Source organism: Bradyrhizobium sp. USDA 4011 (genome assembly GCF_054063415.1).
Genome location: NZ_JBSSGG010000001.1, coordinates 7,412,254 through 7,425,952, shown reverse-complemented (window position 1 = coordinate 7,425,952; position 13,699 = coordinate 7,412,254). Strand labels below are relative to the sequence as shown.

At 65.2% G+C, this 13,699-nt stretch carries 15 protein-coding genes and 1 pseudogene; 7 read left to right on the top strand and 9 right to left on the bottom strand.

Going from position 1 to position 13,699, the window contains the following annotated elements:
• Window positions 1–8: 8 nt before the first annotated feature.
• Together egtD and ACVW1C_RS35000 are read left to right on the top strand one after the other, a co-directional pair.
• A complete protein-coding gene (egtD, locus tag ACVW1C_RS35005) occupies window positions 9–977 on the top strand; it encodes an L-histidine N(alpha)-methyltransferase (RefSeq protein WP_456762153.1) in 969 nt (322 codons plus the stop codon).
• A 24-nt stretch (window positions 978–1,001) separates the two neighbouring features.
• Window positions 1,002–1,397: a DUF4345 domain-containing protein gene (locus ACVW1C_RS35000; protein ID WP_092115302.1), complete on the top strand. Its 396-nt coding sequence runs from the start codon at window positions 1,002–1,004 to the stop codon at window positions 1,395–1,397.
• A 9-nt stretch (window positions 1,398–1,406) separates the two neighbouring features.
• Here ACVW1C_RS35000 and ACVW1C_RS34995 read toward each other — a convergent pair whose 3' ends face one another.
• Window positions 1,407–2,588: a low temperature requirement protein A gene (locus tag ACVW1C_RS34995; RefSeq protein WP_456762152.1), complete on the bottom strand. Its 1,182-nt coding sequence runs from the start codon at window positions 2,586–2,588 to the stop codon at window positions 1,407–1,409.
• Between the two features lie 30 nt (window positions 2,589–2,618).
• The gene (locus ACVW1C_RS34990; RefSeq protein ID WP_021077843.1) at window positions 2,619–2,855 is read right to left on the bottom strand and encodes a BolA family protein; all 237 of its coding nucleotides are present in this window, start codon (window positions 2,853–2,855) and stop codon (window positions 2,619–2,621) included.
• A 210-nt stretch (window positions 2,856–3,065) separates the two neighbouring features.
• On the opposite strand from ACVW1C_RS34990, the gene ACVW1C_RS34985 reads away from it, so the two are divergent.
• Window positions 3,066–3,425, top strand: a complete 360-nt coding sequence (locus ACVW1C_RS34985) for a DUF427 domain-containing protein (RefSeq protein WP_456762151.1) — start codon at window positions 3,066–3,068, stop codon at window positions 3,423–3,425.
• A gap of 117 nt (window positions 3,426–3,542) precedes the next feature.
• Here ACVW1C_RS34985 and ACVW1C_RS34980 read toward each other — a convergent pair whose 3' ends face one another.
• Window positions 3,543–3,716 carry a DUF1328 domain-containing protein gene (locus tag ACVW1C_RS34980; RefSeq protein WP_021077845.1) on the bottom strand — a complete coding sequence of 58 codons (174 nt, stop codon included), beginning with the start codon at window positions 3,714–3,716 and terminating at the stop codon, window positions 3,543–3,545.
• 186 nt (window positions 3,717–3,902) lie between these two features.
• Here ACVW1C_RS34980 and ACVW1C_RS34975 point away from each other — a divergent pair, with 186 nt between their 5' ends.
• The gene (locus ACVW1C_RS34975; RefSeq protein WP_456762150.1) at window positions 3,903–5,087 is read left to right on the top strand and encodes an acyltransferase family protein; all 1,185 of its coding nucleotides are present in this window, start codon (window positions 3,903–3,905) and stop codon (window positions 5,085–5,087) included.
• 216 nt (window positions 5,088–5,303) lie between these two features.
• Entirely contained in the window at window positions 5,304–5,564 is a 261-nt protein-coding gene (locus ACVW1C_RS34970; protein ID WP_176530316.1) for a GlsB/YeaQ/YmgE family stress response membrane protein, read from the top strand.
• Between the two features lie 94 nt (window positions 5,565–5,658).
• Here the strand turns inward: ACVW1C_RS34970 and purL are convergent.
• Window positions 5,659–7,880, bottom strand: a pseudogene (gene purL, locus ACVW1C_RS34965) (phosphoribosylformylglycinamidine synthase subunit PurL).
• 186 nt (window positions 7,881–8,066) lie between these two features.
• Here purL and ACVW1C_RS34960 point away from each other — a divergent pair.
• Complete coding sequence (locus ACVW1C_RS34960; RefSeq protein ID WP_456762149.1) at window positions 8,067–8,558, top strand: PaaI family thioesterase; 492 nt, start codon at window positions 8,067–8,069, stop codon at window positions 8,556–8,558.
• Here ACVW1C_RS34960 and ACVW1C_RS34955 read toward each other — a convergent pair.
• Together ACVW1C_RS34955 and pstS are read right to left on the bottom strand one after the other, a co-directional pair.
• The gene (locus ACVW1C_RS34955; RefSeq protein ID WP_456762148.1) at window positions 8,515–9,057 is read right to left on the bottom strand and encodes a hypothetical protein; all 543 of its coding nucleotides are present in this window, start codon (window positions 9,055–9,057) and stop codon (window positions 8,515–8,517) included. The genes ACVW1C_RS34960 and ACVW1C_RS34955 overlap by 44 nt on opposite strands.
• 25 nt (window positions 9,058–9,082) lie before the next feature.
• Window positions 9,083–10,135 (bottom strand): phosphate ABC transporter substrate-binding protein PstS, encoded by a 1,053-nt coding sequence (gene pstS / locus ACVW1C_RS34950; protein ID WP_456762147.1) that lies wholly within the window; start codon window positions 10,133–10,135, stop codon window positions 9,083–9,085.
• Between the two features lie 338 nt (window positions 10,136–10,473).
• Between pstS and ACVW1C_RS34945 the strand changes: the two genes are divergently transcribed.
• The gene (locus ACVW1C_RS34945) at window positions 10,474–11,409 is read left to right on the top strand and encodes a DMT family transporter (protein ID WP_456763249.1); all 936 of its coding nucleotides are present in this window, start codon (window positions 10,474–10,476) and stop codon (window positions 11,407–11,409) included.
• Window positions 11,410–11,417: 8 nt separating this feature from the next.
• Here ACVW1C_RS34945 and ACVW1C_RS34940 read toward each other — a convergent pair whose 3' ends face one another.
• From ACVW1C_RS34940 to ACVW1C_RS34930, 3 genes are read right to left on the bottom strand one after another with little or no spacing between them, the layout of a single operon-like run.
• A complete protein-coding gene (locus ACVW1C_RS34940; RefSeq protein WP_456762146.1) occupies window positions 11,418–12,398 on the bottom strand; it encodes a tripartite tricarboxylate transporter substrate-binding protein in 981 nt (326 codons plus the stop codon).
• A gap of 5 nt (window positions 12,399–12,403) precedes the next feature.
• Window positions 12,404–13,105, bottom strand: a complete 702-nt coding sequence (purQ, locus tag ACVW1C_RS34935; RefSeq protein ID WP_173637480.1) for a phosphoribosylformylglycinamidine synthase subunit PurQ — start codon at window positions 13,103–13,105, stop codon at window positions 12,404–12,406.
• A gap of 4 nt (window positions 13,106–13,109) precedes the next feature.
• A complete protein-coding gene (locus ACVW1C_RS34930; protein ID WP_456762145.1) occupies window positions 13,110–13,691 on the bottom strand; it encodes a hypothetical protein in 582 nt (193 codons plus the stop codon).
• Between the last annotated feature and the right edge of the window lie 8 nt (window positions 13,692–13,699).

The following is a 13,699-nucleotide window of genomic DNA, read 5'->3' as shown; positions in this document are numbered from 1 at the left end:
AGAGTATCATGAATGTGCATGCCGCCGCTTTGGCCAAAGCGTATCCGTTCGACGAAGCGACCTCGGCGTTTGCCGGCGATGTGATCGGCGATCTCGCCCGTCACCCGAAACGGCTGTCGCCGAAATATTTCTACGACGCCACCGGCTCGGAGCTGTTCGAGCAGATCACGGTGCTGCCGGAATATTATCCGACCCGCACCGAGCTCGGCATCCTGCGCGACCGCGGCAACGAGATCGCCGCGATCATTCCGGACGGCGCAGCGCTGGTCGAGTTCGGCGCCGGCGCGACCACCAAGGTGCGCCTCTTGCTCGAGCATTGCGAATTCGCCGCCTATGTGCCGGTCGATATCTCAGGCGATTTCCTCAAGGCCCAGGCCGATGGCCTGCGCCGGGATTTTCCGGGTCTCGGCATCTATCCGGTCGCGGCCGATTTCACCACGCCGTTCGCACTGCCCGAGGCGGTCGCTGACATGCCGAAGGTCGGCTTCTTCCCGGGCTCGACGCTCGGCAATTTCGAGCCAAGCGAGGCCCTGGCCTTCCTGCGCAGCGCGCGCAAGATCCTCGGCCAAGGCGCGCAGATGATCATCGGCGTCGACCTCGAGAAGGACGAGCGCGTGCTGTACGACGCCTATAACGACGCAGCCGGCGTCACCGCCCGCTTCAACCTCAATGTGCTGGTTCGGATCAACCGCGAGCTCGGCGGCAATTTCGACCTGTCGGGCTTCACTCACCGCTCGATCTACAACCGCGACCGCCACCGCATCGAGATGCATCTGATCAGCCGCAAGGCGCAGACCGTGCGCATCCTCGGCAAGACCTTTGCGTTCCGTCCCGGCGAGAGCATCCACACCGAAAACAGCTACAAATACTCGCTCGAGCGATTCACCGCGCTCGCCCGCAGCGCGGGCTGGACGGTGCGCGAGAGCTGGACCGACGCCAACACCATGTTCTCGGTGCACGCGCTGGCCGCGGACTAAGACCAAACCGGACGGGGCACAGTGATGGGCCGGCGTGCGCTGCAGATCGCAACGGCCCTGCTCGCCCTCGTCCCGATCCTGACCGGAATCATCACCATGCTCGGCGTGAGCGATCCGCTCTACGCCTCGTCGGGCGTTCCGGCGCTGCCGGTGCTCGACAGCAATCTGCGCTTCTTCGGCGGGGTCTGGCTCGGTCTCGGCCTCGCTTTGCTCTGGCTGGTGCCGCGGATCGAAAGCGAGAGCGTGCTGTTCCGCGTGGTCTGGGGCGGCATCTTCCTCGGCGGCATCGGCCGGCTGCTGTCGATCGCGATGGTCGGCCTGCCGCCGCTGCCCTTCGTGGGCTTCACCGCGCTCGAGGTGATCGGCGCCCCGCTGTTCGTCTATTGGCAGCACCGCGTGGCCACCGCCGGTCGCAGGTAGCGACCCGCGCTATTCTTCCTCCCCACTCGACCGCAGCGAGATCGATTCCCACGCCGCGACCACGATCATGATCGCGGTGGTGACGATCGAGAGCACCAGCGGCGACATCTCGCGGGCGAAATAGGCCGTGATCGCAAGTGCCACGATGCCTATGCCGTGCGAGAGCTGCAGGAAGTTGCGGATCACGTATTTGAACAGGATGGTTCCGACCAGGAAGAGCGCGGGACCGCCGACCGAGCTCACGATGGTCTTCAGGTCGGAATGGCCGGACGGGTGCTTCAGCACCAGTTCGTCGGCGACCGCGGTGAGGATGATGCCGCCGACGATCGGCATGTGCAGATAGGTGTAGGCGATCCGCGCCACGCGGCCGGATTCCTCGGACTTGGAGATCATGTCCGCGCCGGCCTCGGCGCCCTTGTGGAAATAGATCCACCACATCGCGATGCTGCCGACCAGCGCCGAGATGAATGCGGCGACATTCTCCGGCGTCCAGGTCAGCTCGGCAAAGGTCGCGCCGTCGACCACGATCGCCTCGCCGAGCGCAATGATGATGAAGCCGGCGCAGCGCTCGGCCATGTGGCCGCCCTCGACCGACCAGGCCTCCATCGAGGAGAAGCCGAGCCCAGGGGTCCAGAACCGCAGAGCCGGCGCGACGTACTCGATGGCCAGCGCCGCGATCCAGAGCCACATCCGCGTCTCGTGCTCGGCGAAGCCGCCGAGAATCCAGAGCACGGCCGAGCAGGACAGCCAGGTCAGGATGCGGATCGCGTTGTGGCGCACCGCGGTCCGGCGCCGCGGCGTCGCCAACAGCCAGAACGCGGTACGGCCGACCTGCATCGCCGCATAGGCCCCGGCAAACCACAGCCCGCGGCCCTCGAAGGCGGTCGGGATAGAGGTCGACAGCAACAGCCCGCCCAGCATCAGGACGAACAGCAGCAGGCGGACCGGCGTCAGGTCGGGATTGAGCCAGTTGGTGACCCAGGTGGTGTAGACCCACACCCACCACACCGCGAGGAACAGCACCGTAACCTGCACCGCGCCGAGCGGGGTGAAGTGGTGCAGCAGCGTGTGCGACAGTTGCGTGACGGCGAAGACGAAGACGAGGTCGAAGAACAGCTCGGCATTGGTGACGCGGCTGTGCTGGTTCGGCACGATGACGCGAAACATCGCGCCGCGCGGATTATCTGCCATCGCTTGGGGTCCCCGCCCGGTTGCAGGGGACTAGCCTTCCGGCACGCCGGTCTGCAGGGCCAGCGCGTGCAGCACGCCTCCCATCTGGCCCTTCAGCGACTGGTAGACGATCTGGTGCTGCTGAACGCGGGACTTGCCGCGGAATGACTCGGAAACGACAGTGGCCGCGTAGTGGTCGCCGTCGCCGGCCAGATCACGGATCGTCACCTCGGCATCAGGGATCGCTGCCTTGATCATCGATTCGATATCACGGGCGTCCATCGGCATCCCAGTCCACCTCCGTCAGGTCATTCGAATCAGGGCCGATTCGGCCAGGAAAACTAAGACGAAACCTAGGATAAAACCTCAGACAAAACCTAGCGCTTGAGGTCTTCTAGGTCATCTTGGGGCACACTATATTCCCATTCCCAGCGATTTAAACCTGCATCAATCGGTCACAAGCCATCACGCCGAAATGACCAGAAGAGGCGCAGAATCATGAAGCTCCCCGGCCCCGACCATCCGATCACGATCACGCCCAATGCCAAGCGTGTCCGCGTCACCGCCGACGGCGTCGTCATCGCCGAGACCACCCATGCGCTGACCTTGAAGGAAGCGAGCTATCCGGCCGTGCAATACGTCCCCCGGCAGGACGCCAACATGGAGCTGTTGACCCGCACCGAGCGGACCACGCATTGCCCCTACAAGGGGGACGCGAACTATTTCAGCATCAAGGCCAACGGCAAGACGCTGGACAATGCGATCTGGACCTACGAGGCGCCCTTTCCGGCCATGACCGAGATCGGCGGCCACCTCGCCTTCTATCCGGACAAGGTGAAGATCGAGGAAGTCGCCTAGACCGTCGCGCCTGCAGCACGCGCCGGGCCTCGCCCGGCCGGCTCGGCGTGTGTCCACCCAGCCTGAAAAAGCGGAAATGCCCGGGCATGACGACGGGAGTGTTCGGCCGGATCGCCGCTAGACCCTGAATATCGTGAGCCCGAGGATCAGCAGCACCAGGAAGATCACGACGAACACGTAGAACAGGAATCGCGCGATGTCGGCGGAGGCGGCGGAAATGCCGGTGAAGCCGAGCAGGCCCGCGATGATCGAGACGACAAGGAAGACCAACGCCCATTTCAGCAGTGTCATTGCTTGCTCCACAAACCGCGCGCGCTCAGCGCGTTCACCCGACAACGCCCGCCACCGACCCCGGTTCCAGAACGAAACAAAAGCACTGAGATGACCGACCTCGACACTTCGGAATCGGGACGATTGGGCCTTGCTGAATCGGGTTCCCGATTGCAACATCCGGGGGCAGACCCGGCTGGGGGCACCATGAAATCGATTGCTCACGCGGCTCCGGCCGTCGACGTCCAGGCAGCACCGAAGCTCCACAAGCGCAACGTCGCCCTGGACCGTGCACGCACCTTCCTGACGCTGGTCGTGCTGCTGCACCACGCGGTGATTCCCTACACCCATTTCGGCCACACCGACCCGACGTCCTGGATCGGCTTCGACTGCGTGGTGCTCGCCACCGACAGCTTCTTCATGGCGATGTTCTTCTTCCTGTCGGGGCTGTTCGTCTGGCCCGGGCTCGGCCACAAGCCGTGGCTGATCTTCCTGCGCGACCGGCTGCTGCGGCTCGGCCTGCCCTTCGTGATCTGCGCGTTCACCGTAATTCCGATCGCCTATTACGCGATCGCGCTGCGTGCGACGCCGGACCTGACCTTCTCCGAATACTGGTGGAAGACCATGATTTTCGGACCCTGGCCGAGCGGCCCGATCTGGTTCGTCTGGGTCTTGATGACCTTCGACGTGACGGCGAGCGTGCTGTACCGGGTGTCATCGCGCCTGCTCGAGCCGATCAACCGTCTGTCGATCAAGGGATTTGAACGTCCCTCGAAGTTCTGGCTGTTCATCGTGGTCGTCAGTGCCGTCTTCTATTTGCCGATGCTGGTCCACTACGGACAGAACTACTGGTTCGAGCTCGGACCTTTCTCGGTGCAGGCGAGCCGGGTGCTGCTGTATGCGTCCTACTTCTTCATCGGTGCAGGGGTTGGAGCGGCAAACCTCGAGGGCGGCCTGCTCAGCGCGCACGGACGGCTGACCGAGCGGCGCTGGTTCTGGACCGGCATCACGGTGATCCCCTACTGCTTGATGTGGGTGATGATCTACATCAAGCGCGAGATCATCGGTAACCCCGATCCGCTGCCGGGCTGGTATCTCGCGTCCTACGGCACCTTCTACGTGCTGTTCAGCGCCTCGATCCTGTTTGCGATCCTGGCCTACTTCCTGCAATCGAAGGCGCAGGGACCGACGCTGCTCGACCGCATGCAGGGCGACGCCTACGGCATGTTCCTGGTGCACTATCCGATCGTGCTGTGGCTGCAATACTGGCTGTTCGACATGGAATTGCCGGCGATCGCCAAGGCCGCAATCGCGTTCTTCGCCACCATTGCGCTAAGCTGGGCCGCCACAGCCGTGCTGCGCAAGCTGCCGGGCGCCAAATACGTGCTGTAACTACGCAGCACGTAGTATTCGCGACGTCGAGACTGCGCTCCCTCTCCCGCTTGCGGGGCAGCGCCAGAGTGGAGTCTCTCTCGGCGCATCCCACTCGGAGAGCGCTGACGGCGAGCCGCGGCCCGACAAGTTGCGCACAACCTGCCATTGGTCACATGCCGGGAGGTGATTCTCGGTTATGCTGGCCGGACTGCTTGACCCTTAGGGAGTCCTGAGATGAACGACCCTCAAGTTGGATGGATCGCCGCCATCATCGTCGGCGGATTGGCCGGCTGGCTCGCCGAGATGTTCATGAAGACCGGCACCGGCATCTTCATGAATATCATCCTCGGCATCGTCGGCGCGGCGCTGGCGAACTGGCTATTGGGTCTGCTCGGCGTGTCGCTCGGCGGCGGATGGATCGGCTTTCTCGTCGCCGGCTTCATCGGCGCCTGCATCATCATCTTTGCGTGGCGCGCGATCCGCGGCGCGACGTAGCTTGATCCGCAGGTACGGCGGTCGAACAGACCAAATAGCGCGATGATGGGTTCATCGCGCTGTTGAGATCGTTGCTTCGCGCCGCAGCGCCTGATCAGGCGGCAGCGCCGTGCATGTAGTTCGGCAGCCAGTGCTCGAAGGCGCGGGACAGGCTTTCGATCGTCACAGGCGGCTCGCCGGCGACCGCAATCGCCTCGCCGCCGGTGGTGCCGATGCGCGCACAGGGCACGCCGGCGCCCTTCATCTTGGCCAGCACGAGGCCCGCGTCGGCCGCGGGCACGGTGACGATGTAGCGGGCCTGATCCTCGCCGAACCAATAGGCATGCGGCACGATCGAGGACGGCGCCGCCAAGAGCTGCGCGCCGATGCCGCTTGCGATCGCCATCTCGGCGAGCGCGATCAGGAGCCCGCCGTCGGAGACGTCATGCGCCGCACTCGCGGTGCCGGCGTGGATCATGCCGCGCACCACGTCGCCGTTGCGCTCCTCGGTGGCGAGATCGACCGGCGGCGGAGCGCCCTCCTCGCGGCCGCAGACATCGCGCAGGTAGACCGACTGGCCGAGCCAGCCTTGCGTGTCGCCAACCAAAAGAATCGCCTCGCCGGCCGCCTTGAACGCCAGGGTCGCCGACTTGGTGAAGTCGTCGAGCAGGCCGACGCCGCCGATCGAGGGCGTCGGCAGGATGCCGCGGCCGTTGGTCTCGTTGTAGAGCGAGACGTTGCCGGACACGACCGGGAAGTCCAGCGCACGGCAGGCTTCCGAAATGCCCTTCAGGCAGCCGACGAACTGGCCCATGATCTCGGGCCGCTCCGGATTGCCGAAGTTGAGATTGTCGGTGATGGCGAGCGGCCGGCCGCCGACCGCGGTGATGTTGCGCCAGGCTTCGGCCACCGCCTGCTTGCCGCCCTGATATGGATCGGCCTCGCAATAGCGCGGCGTGACGTCGACGGTGAGCGCGAGCCCCTTCGGCCCGTCCTGGACGCGGACCACCGCGGCATCGCCGCCGGGACGCTGCACGGTGTTACCGAGGATGACGTGGTCGTACTGCTCCCACACCCAGCGCTTCGAGCACAATTCGGGCGTGCCGATCAGCTTGGTCAGCGCCTCTGCGATGCCGAGCGGCGGCTTGACGTCCTGCCCGCGGATCACCGGCACCGCAGTCGATGCGACGTGCGGGCGGTCATAGACCGGCGCCTCGTCGCCGAGCTCCTTGATCGGCAGATCGGCCATCACGTCGCCGCCATGCTTGACGACGAAGCGCTTGCTCGGCGTGGTGTAGCCGACGATGGCGAAATCGAGCCCCCATTTGCGGAAGATCGCCTCGGCCTCTTTCTCCTTCTCGGGCTTGAGCACCATGAGCATGCGCTCCTGGCTCTCCGACAGCATCATCTCGTAGGCGCTCATGCCGGTCTCGCGGGTCGGCACCGCGTCGAGATCGAGGTCGACGCCGAGATCGCCCTTGGCGCCCATCTCGACCGCCGAGCAGGTCAGGCCGGCCGCGCCCATGTCCTGGATCGCGACCACGCAATCGGCCGCCATGATCTCGAGACAGGCTTCGAGCAAAAGTTTCTCTGCGAAGGGATCGCCGACCTGCACGGTCGGGCGCTTCTCCTCGGAGGCGTCGTCGAATTCGGCCGACGCCATCGAGGCGCCGTGGATGCCGTCGCGGCCGGTCTTGGAGCCGAGATAGACGATCGGCATGTTCACATGCCGGAGGCCGCCGCGTAGAAGATCTTGTCGGCGTCGGCGAGGCCGACCGCCATCGCGTTGACCAGGATGTTGCCGTCATAGCGGGTGTGGAAACGCACCTGGCCGCCGACCGTCGGCACGCCGAACGAATTGCCGTAGCCGCCGACGCCCGCGACCACGCCGGATACCAGATGCCGGGTCTTGGGATGCTCGGGCGCGCCGAAGCTCAGGGCGTTCAGGCAGGCGATCGGGCGGGCGCCCATGGTGAAGACGTCGCGCAGGATGCCGCCGACGCCGGTGGTTGCGCCCTGGTAGGGCTCGATGTAGCTCGGGTGGTTGTGGCTCTCCATCTTGAAGACCACGGCCTGGCCGTCGCCGATATCGATCACGCCGGCATTCTCGCCGGGGCCCTGGATCACCCAGGGGGCCTTGGTGGGCAGCCCGCGCAGATGGATGCGCGACGACTTGTACGAGCAATGCTCGTTCCACATCGCCGAGAAGATACCGAGCTCGGTGAAGGTCGGGACCCGCCCGATCAGCTTCAGGATGCGCTCATACTCGTCCGGCTTCAGCCCGTGGGCAGCGACGAGTTCGGGGGTGATTTGAGGCTCGTTCTTGGGCGCGGTCATGGGACCCTTATTAGGTAGATCGAACGGGGGCGAAAAGGCCTTTTACGGCCCATTTCCGGCCTGTCCAGAGCTTTGCGGCGGTTTGGCGCGGCCCGGGATTTGCAGCCCGGAATTGCACCTGGGATTTGCACAATGGGGATGGATCGGATTTAAGGTCCCGAACCCGATAATTGAAGGCCAGATTTCGTGAACGAGCTCGCCAAGACCGCACTCACTACGGCATTCAACCGCCGCCCCGACCTGCACGTCGCGACCGAAGGCGAATTCGCCGGCTGGCGAACCTGGACCCGGGACAGTTTCGAGACACATACCGGCCCTTTCTTCCACCGCATGGACGAGAACGGTCGCATCGCCTGCGCGTTCCGGGTCGGCCCGAAGCACCTCAACGGCTCCGGCAACGTCCATGGCGGCTGTCTCATGACCTTCGCGGATTACTGCCTGTTCGCGCTCGCCTCCCCGGTGCTCCAGGGGCCTGGGGTCACGGTCTCGTTCGCCTCGGAATTCCTCGATGCGGCCCGCGAGGGTGCCTTGATCGAATGCACCGGCGAGGTCACCCGCGCCGGCGGATCGCTGATCTTCGTGCGCGGCATGCTGACATCGGCCGAGCGGCCGCTGTTCAGCTTCTCCGGCACCATCAAGCGGACGAAGCGCAAGGCGCCGCCGGAAGCAACAACGTAGAGCGCGCCGGAGGCCGCTCCGATTGAATCGGGGCATTCGGCGGCATCGGGGCCCAGGGCTTCTCGCTGTCGCGCAGCGACTTCACGACCGATCCCGGCATCGTCGCGGCGCTGCAGGCTGCCGGCCGCTTCTCGTTCAGCCCGGTGCTGGTGACCTCGGCGCCGATCGAGACGTTCTCATGTTCCGCGGCGGCGACCGCGACCTGCACCAACGCCTCGACGCTCGACGTCAAATATTCGATCCGCGTCGCCGCCATGACACCACCAACGACCGCAAGGTGAACTACGACACGCTGGTGTTCTTCGATGCCAACCGCGGCATCACCGCAGGACCGTTCCACGCGCCGTCGACCAGCCCGGCCTATGTCAAGTTCGGCGGCGAGAACGCCCCGTTCTTCTTCGAGGGCAGCGGGGCGAAGGTCGGCGCCGCGTACTTCGTCTCGGCGCTGTCGGCCGACCTCTCGGTGATGCGCTTCGATGGACGCCGGGTCGGCGTCCATCGCTCTACTATTGCCGAATGCCGCGTCAGCGCTTGCCGGGCGCCGAAGCCGAGGCGGTCAGCGCCTCGAAATTATGCTGCCAGTAGCGCTCGATCTGCTCGACCAGCGTGGCCGGCAACGGCACATAGTTCAGCAATTGCGCCTGCGGCCTGCCGCTCTGCAGTGACCAGCGCAGGAAGTCGATCGCGGTTGCTGACCGCTCCGGCGATTTCGACTGCTTATGCATCAGCACGAACGTCGTCGCCGTAATCGGATAGGCGTCCTCGCCCGGCGCGTTGGTGAGCACCAGGTTGAAATCCTGCGCCGCCGTCCAGTCCGCGCTCGACGCCGCGGCCTGGAACGATGCGGCGTCCGGGGTGACGAAATTGCCGGCGCTGTTCTGCACTAGGCCGAAGGAAATCCGGTCGAGGCGCTGCAGCGCATAGGCATATTCGAGATAGCCGATCGAGCCGGGAATCAGGCTGACGAGTGAGGCGACGCCGTCATTGCCCTTGCCGCCGAGGCCAACCGGCCATTCCACCGACGTGCCCTCGCCGACGCCGGCCTTCCACTGCGCGCTGACCTTCGACAGATAGTTCGACCAGTTGAACGTCGTGCCCGAGCCGTCGATGCGGTGAACCACTGTGATCGCTGTGCGCGGCAGCTGCAGCCCGGGATTGACGGCCTGAATGGCCGGGTCGTTCCACAATCTGATCTTGCCGAGATAGATGTCGGCGAGCAGTTGTCCCGTGAACTGGATCTGCCCAGGCTTGACGCCGGCGATGTTGACCACCGGCACGACGCCGCCGATCACGATCGGGAATTGCACCATGCCGAGCCTGTCGAGCTCCTTCGAATCGAGCGGCATGTCGCTGGTACCGAAATCGACCGCGGCCTTCTTGATCAGGCCGACGCCGATGCTCGAGCCGACCGATTGATAGCTGACGGTGTTGCCGGTCGTCGCCTTGTAGGCATCGATCCACTTCGCCATCACAGGCGACACAAAGGTTGAGCCTGCGCCCCTGGTCTCCGCAGCCAGACATTGCGTTGCGACGACCAGAGCAATGAAAATGATCGGTAATCTGAAATGCTTTGTCATGGCGTTGAGTCTAGCCGAACGCGCCCCGGGTTCATGTGGACCATGTCACAAAATAGTAATATTAGCCGGGAGCCTCAGTCGCGGGTCGGACGAGCTCTGTCGGGCCCCGCGCCTGATCTCGATCGCCATTGCCGCCGAACGGAATATCGACACGAATTCAATACCCTAGCCTTTCCGCGCGGCTGCGCTAGATTGCTCCGCCGTTCGCCAATGCGCGGGGGAGCCAATCAAGGTGCCGAAGAGCACAGCCAGAGCATGATCCGGAAAGTGTGAAGCGGTTTTCCGAAAAGATCATGCTCAGACAAAGAGCTAAGACGGGCGGCGTGACGGCTCCCGCGATGACGCCGATCCTGTCAACCGCGCCGGGTGCGCGCGGCTGGCGCGACTACGCGCTGCTGCTGGCGCTGGCCTGCTGCTGGAGCTCGACCTATCCGCTGACCAAGATCGGACTCGGCTCGATCCCGCCGGTCACCTTCATCTCGGCGCGCTCGCTGGTCGCAGCCGCCTTCCTGCTCGTGGTGCTGCGGATCCGCGGCATCCGCATCCCGGCCGGCATCAAGGCCTGGAAGCTGTTCGCCTTCCAGCAGACCATCAACTCGACGATCCCGTTCCTGGTGATCACCTGGGCGCAGCTCTACGTGCCGGCATCCAACACCGTGGTGCTGGCCTCGACGACGCCGATCTTCGCCTTCCTGATCACCTGGGCGATCACGCGGCACGAGCCGGCCTCGCCGCTCAAATTCGTCGGCGCGATCCTCGGCCTCGCCGGCACGGTCGCGATCATCGGCCTCGACGCGCTCTCGGGCTTCGGCAAGGAGATTGTCGCCGAGATCGCGATCCTGCTCGCCACCGTCTCGTTCGCCTGCGCCACGATCTTCGGGCTTCGTCTCTCCGACTACGATCCCATGGTGGTGGCCGCCGGCTCGCTCTTGTTCGGCGGCACCGTGCTGCTGCCGGTCGCCCTGATCGTCGACCATCCCTGGACGCTGCACCCGACACCGCAGGCGCTGGTCGCCACCGTCGTGATGGGCATCTTCTCGAGCGCGTTCGGCCTGATGCTGTTCTATATGTGCCTGACGCGGCTCGGCACGCTCACCACGAATGCGCAAGGGTATTTGCGGATTCCGATCGGCGTCGCGTTGTCGGTGATCCTGCTCGGGGAAGCCGTGCCGTCGAACCTGGTCCTCGGCGTTTTGCTGGTCATGGCCGGCGTCGCCGCGATGACAATCCCGGGCGAGGCCGTGAAGCGCTGGCTTGGCAGGTTGCGAGGATAGCCTTCCGGCTATTTCTTGTCGTCCGCCAGCAACGCGCGGTACTTCGCGACGTCGCGCGTCACGAGTTGCTGCAGCACTTCGGGTGCGAGCTCATCGGCCTCGGGCGCAACCGTCGACAGCTCGACGAAGCGCTTCTTCACCGCCTCGCTCGCGACCGCGGTGCGCGCGGCGGCGTTGAGCTTGGCGATGATCTCGCCCGGGGTGCCCTTCGGCGCGAACAGGCCGTTCCAGCCCTGCGCCTCGAACTCGGCTAGGCCGGCCTCGGCCGAGGTCGGCAGTTCCGGCAACGAGGCGAGCCGCACGGTCGAGCCGACCACGACCGCCTTCACCAGTTTGTCGTCGATCGCCTGCGACACCGAGGCAGCGGCATCGCAGACGCCGTCGATCTGGCTGCCGATCGCGTCCGTCAGCGCGAGCGCCGCGCCGCGATAGCCGACCAGCTGCACGTCGATCCCGGCGGCATGCACGAAGCTCTTGCAGATCAAATAGTTCGACGAGCCGATGCCGGCATGGCCGAGATTGACCTTGCCCGGATTCTTCTTCGCGTAGTCGATGAATTCCTTGAGGTCCCTGGCCGGAAAATCCTTGCGCAGCGCGACGATGCCGAAGGTCTTGGCGACCACGGCGATCGGCGCGAAGGAATCCGGCGTGAACGACAGCTTCGGATAGATCGTGTAGGTCGCGGCATTGGTGCCGGCGTTGCCGATTGCGATCGTGTAGCCGTCCGGCTCGGCGCGCGCGGCGCGGGTCAGCGCGGTCGAGCCGCCGGCGCCGCCGACATTCTCGATGATGATGGTCTGGCCAAGCGCCACGCTCATCTGGTCGGCGACCGCGCGCGCGATCACGTCCGAGGTGCCGCCCGCCGTGAACGGCACGATCATCGTGATCGGACGCTTCGGGAAGTTCAGCTTCGAGGCATCTTGCGCGTTGGCCACCGTCGCAAGCAGCAGGACCGCGGCCGCCGCCGCGGCAAGGCACCTTCGCAGCATGATAACTAGGCCGCCTTTTCCAGATGCTGGACCAGCCCTGCGAACAGGCCGCGGCCGTCGGTGCAGCCCATGATTTCTTCGACGTGGTTTTCCGGATGCGGCATCATCCCGAGCACGTTGCCGCGCTCGTTGACGATGCCGGCGATCGAATGCGCGGCGCCGTTGAAGTTCGAGGTCTCGTCGACCACGCCCTCGGCGGAGCAGTAGCGATAGAGCACCCGGCCCTCGCCCTCGAGCCGCTTCAGCGTCTCCTCGTCCGCCTCGTAATTGCCCTCGCCATGCGCGACCGGCACGCGGATCACCTGGCCGGCATTGTAGCCGCGGGTGAACGGCGTGTCGGAGCGTTCGATGCGCATATGCACGTCGCGGCAGACGAATTTCAGCCCGGCATTGCGCATCAGCACGCCCGGCAACAGCCCGGACTCGCAGAGGATCTGAAAACCGTTGCAGACGCCGAGCACCAGCCCGCCCGAGGCTGCGAAGTCGCGCACCGCATCCATCACGGGCGCGCGGGCCGCGATCGCGCCGCAGCGCAGATAGTCGCCATAGGAGAAGCCGCCGGGCACCACCACGAGGTCGGTGCCTTTGGGCAGCGCCGTCTCGGCGTGCCAGACCATCGCGGTCTCATTGCCGGATGCAAGCTTGAGCGCGCGCGCCATGTCGCGCTCGCGATTGATGCCGGGGAAGACGAGGACGGCTGATTTCATTGCATCACCTGGTTTTGGGTGCCAGCACGAGCTTAACTGCGGCGGCAAACTTCGCGTAATTGTCGTTGCTGGCCTTTTCGTCACGCGCCGAGCTGATCAGGCTGGCGGAGCCTTGTCCGGCAAGCAGCAAGCCGCTGACTTGATACTCGCTTGCGCCGTTGGCTGTCACGGTCAGGCGCCGTGCCTTGAACATGCGCGGCCCCGCGGTGCCCTTGTCGCCATCAACGCCGAGCAGCGTAATGTGCTGCCCCGGCGTCCGCTGCTCCAGCGCCTTGATGATCTGCTCCTGCCCCTCGCGGAACTGGTCGAGCGTCATCTGTTTTCCGCCGGTATAATACCGGTAGCTGACCTTGGAGCCCGCACCGCAGGACGATTGCGCGCAGCGGAACATATGCACATCGGAGCCGCGGCGCTCGTAGCTCCAACCGCTGACCGTGAACGGCGGCGGCTGCGTCGTCGCGGCAGGCGCTGCCGGTGCCGGCTGAGCCGAGGCCCCGCCGATTCCGGCTGCGGTCAGCAGGCCGACCAAGAGCGCTCCGACGAAGATTCGGTCACGGCGAGCAGCGGCGGGAGCGGCTGTTATCATTTGGCGCG

Bases quoted from the DNA above. Each gene is read 5' to 3' on its own strand.
- ACVW1C_RS34985 (WP_456762151.1), top strand. From the start codon at position 3,066: ATGAAGCTCCCCGGCCCCGACCATCCGATCACGATCACGCCCAATGCC.
- ACVW1C_RS34980 (WP_021077845.1), bottom strand. From the start codon at position 3,716: ATGACACTGCTGAAATGGGCGTTGGTCTTCCTTGTCGTCTCGATCATC.
- ACVW1C_RS34940 (WP_456762146.1), bottom strand. From the start codon at position 12,398: ATGCTGCGAAGGTGCCTTGCCGCGGCGGCGGCCGCGGTCCTGCTGCTT.
- ACVW1C_RS34995 (WP_456762152.1), bottom strand. From the start codon at position 2,588: ATGGCAGATAATCCGCGCGGCGCGATGTTTCGCGTCATCGTGCCGAAC.
- ACVW1C_RS34945 (WP_456763249.1), top strand. From the start codon at position 10,474: ATGACGCCGATCCTGTCAACCGCGCCGGGTGCGCGCGGCTGGCGCGAC.
- ACVW1C_RS34955 (WP_456762148.1), bottom strand. From the start codon at position 9,057: ATGGACGCCGACCCGGCGTCCATCGAAGCGCATCACCGAGAGGTCGGC.
- ACVW1C_RS34970 (WP_176530316.1), top strand. From the start codon at position 5,304: ATGAACGACCCTCAAGTTGGATGGATCGCCGCCATCATCGTCGGCGGA.
- pstS (WP_456762147.1), bottom strand. From the start codon at position 10,135: ATGACAAAGCATTTCAGATTACCGATCATTTTCATTGCTCTGGTCGTC.
- egtD (WP_456762153.1), top strand. From the start codon at position 9: ATGAATGTGCATGCCGCCGCTTTGGCCAAAGCGTATCCGTTCGACGAA.
- ACVW1C_RS34930 (WP_456762145.1), bottom strand. From the start codon at position 13,691: ATGATAACAGCCGCTCCCGCCGCTGCTCGCCGTGACCGAATCTTCGTC.
- ACVW1C_RS34975 (WP_456762150.1), top strand. From the start codon at position 3,903: ATGAAATCGATTGCTCACGCGGCTCCGGCCGTCGACGTCCAGGCAGCA.
- ACVW1C_RS35000 (WP_092115302.1), top strand. From the start codon at position 1,002: ATGGGCCGGCGTGCGCTGCAGATCGCAACGGCCCTGCTCGCCCTCGTC.
- purQ (WP_173637480.1), bottom strand. From the start codon at position 13,105: ATGAAATCAGCCGTCCTCGTCTTCCCCGGCATCAATCGCGAGCGCGAC.
- ACVW1C_RS34990 (WP_021077843.1), bottom strand. From the start codon at position 2,855: ATGCCGATGGACGCCCGTGATATCGAATCGATGATCAAGGCAGCGATC.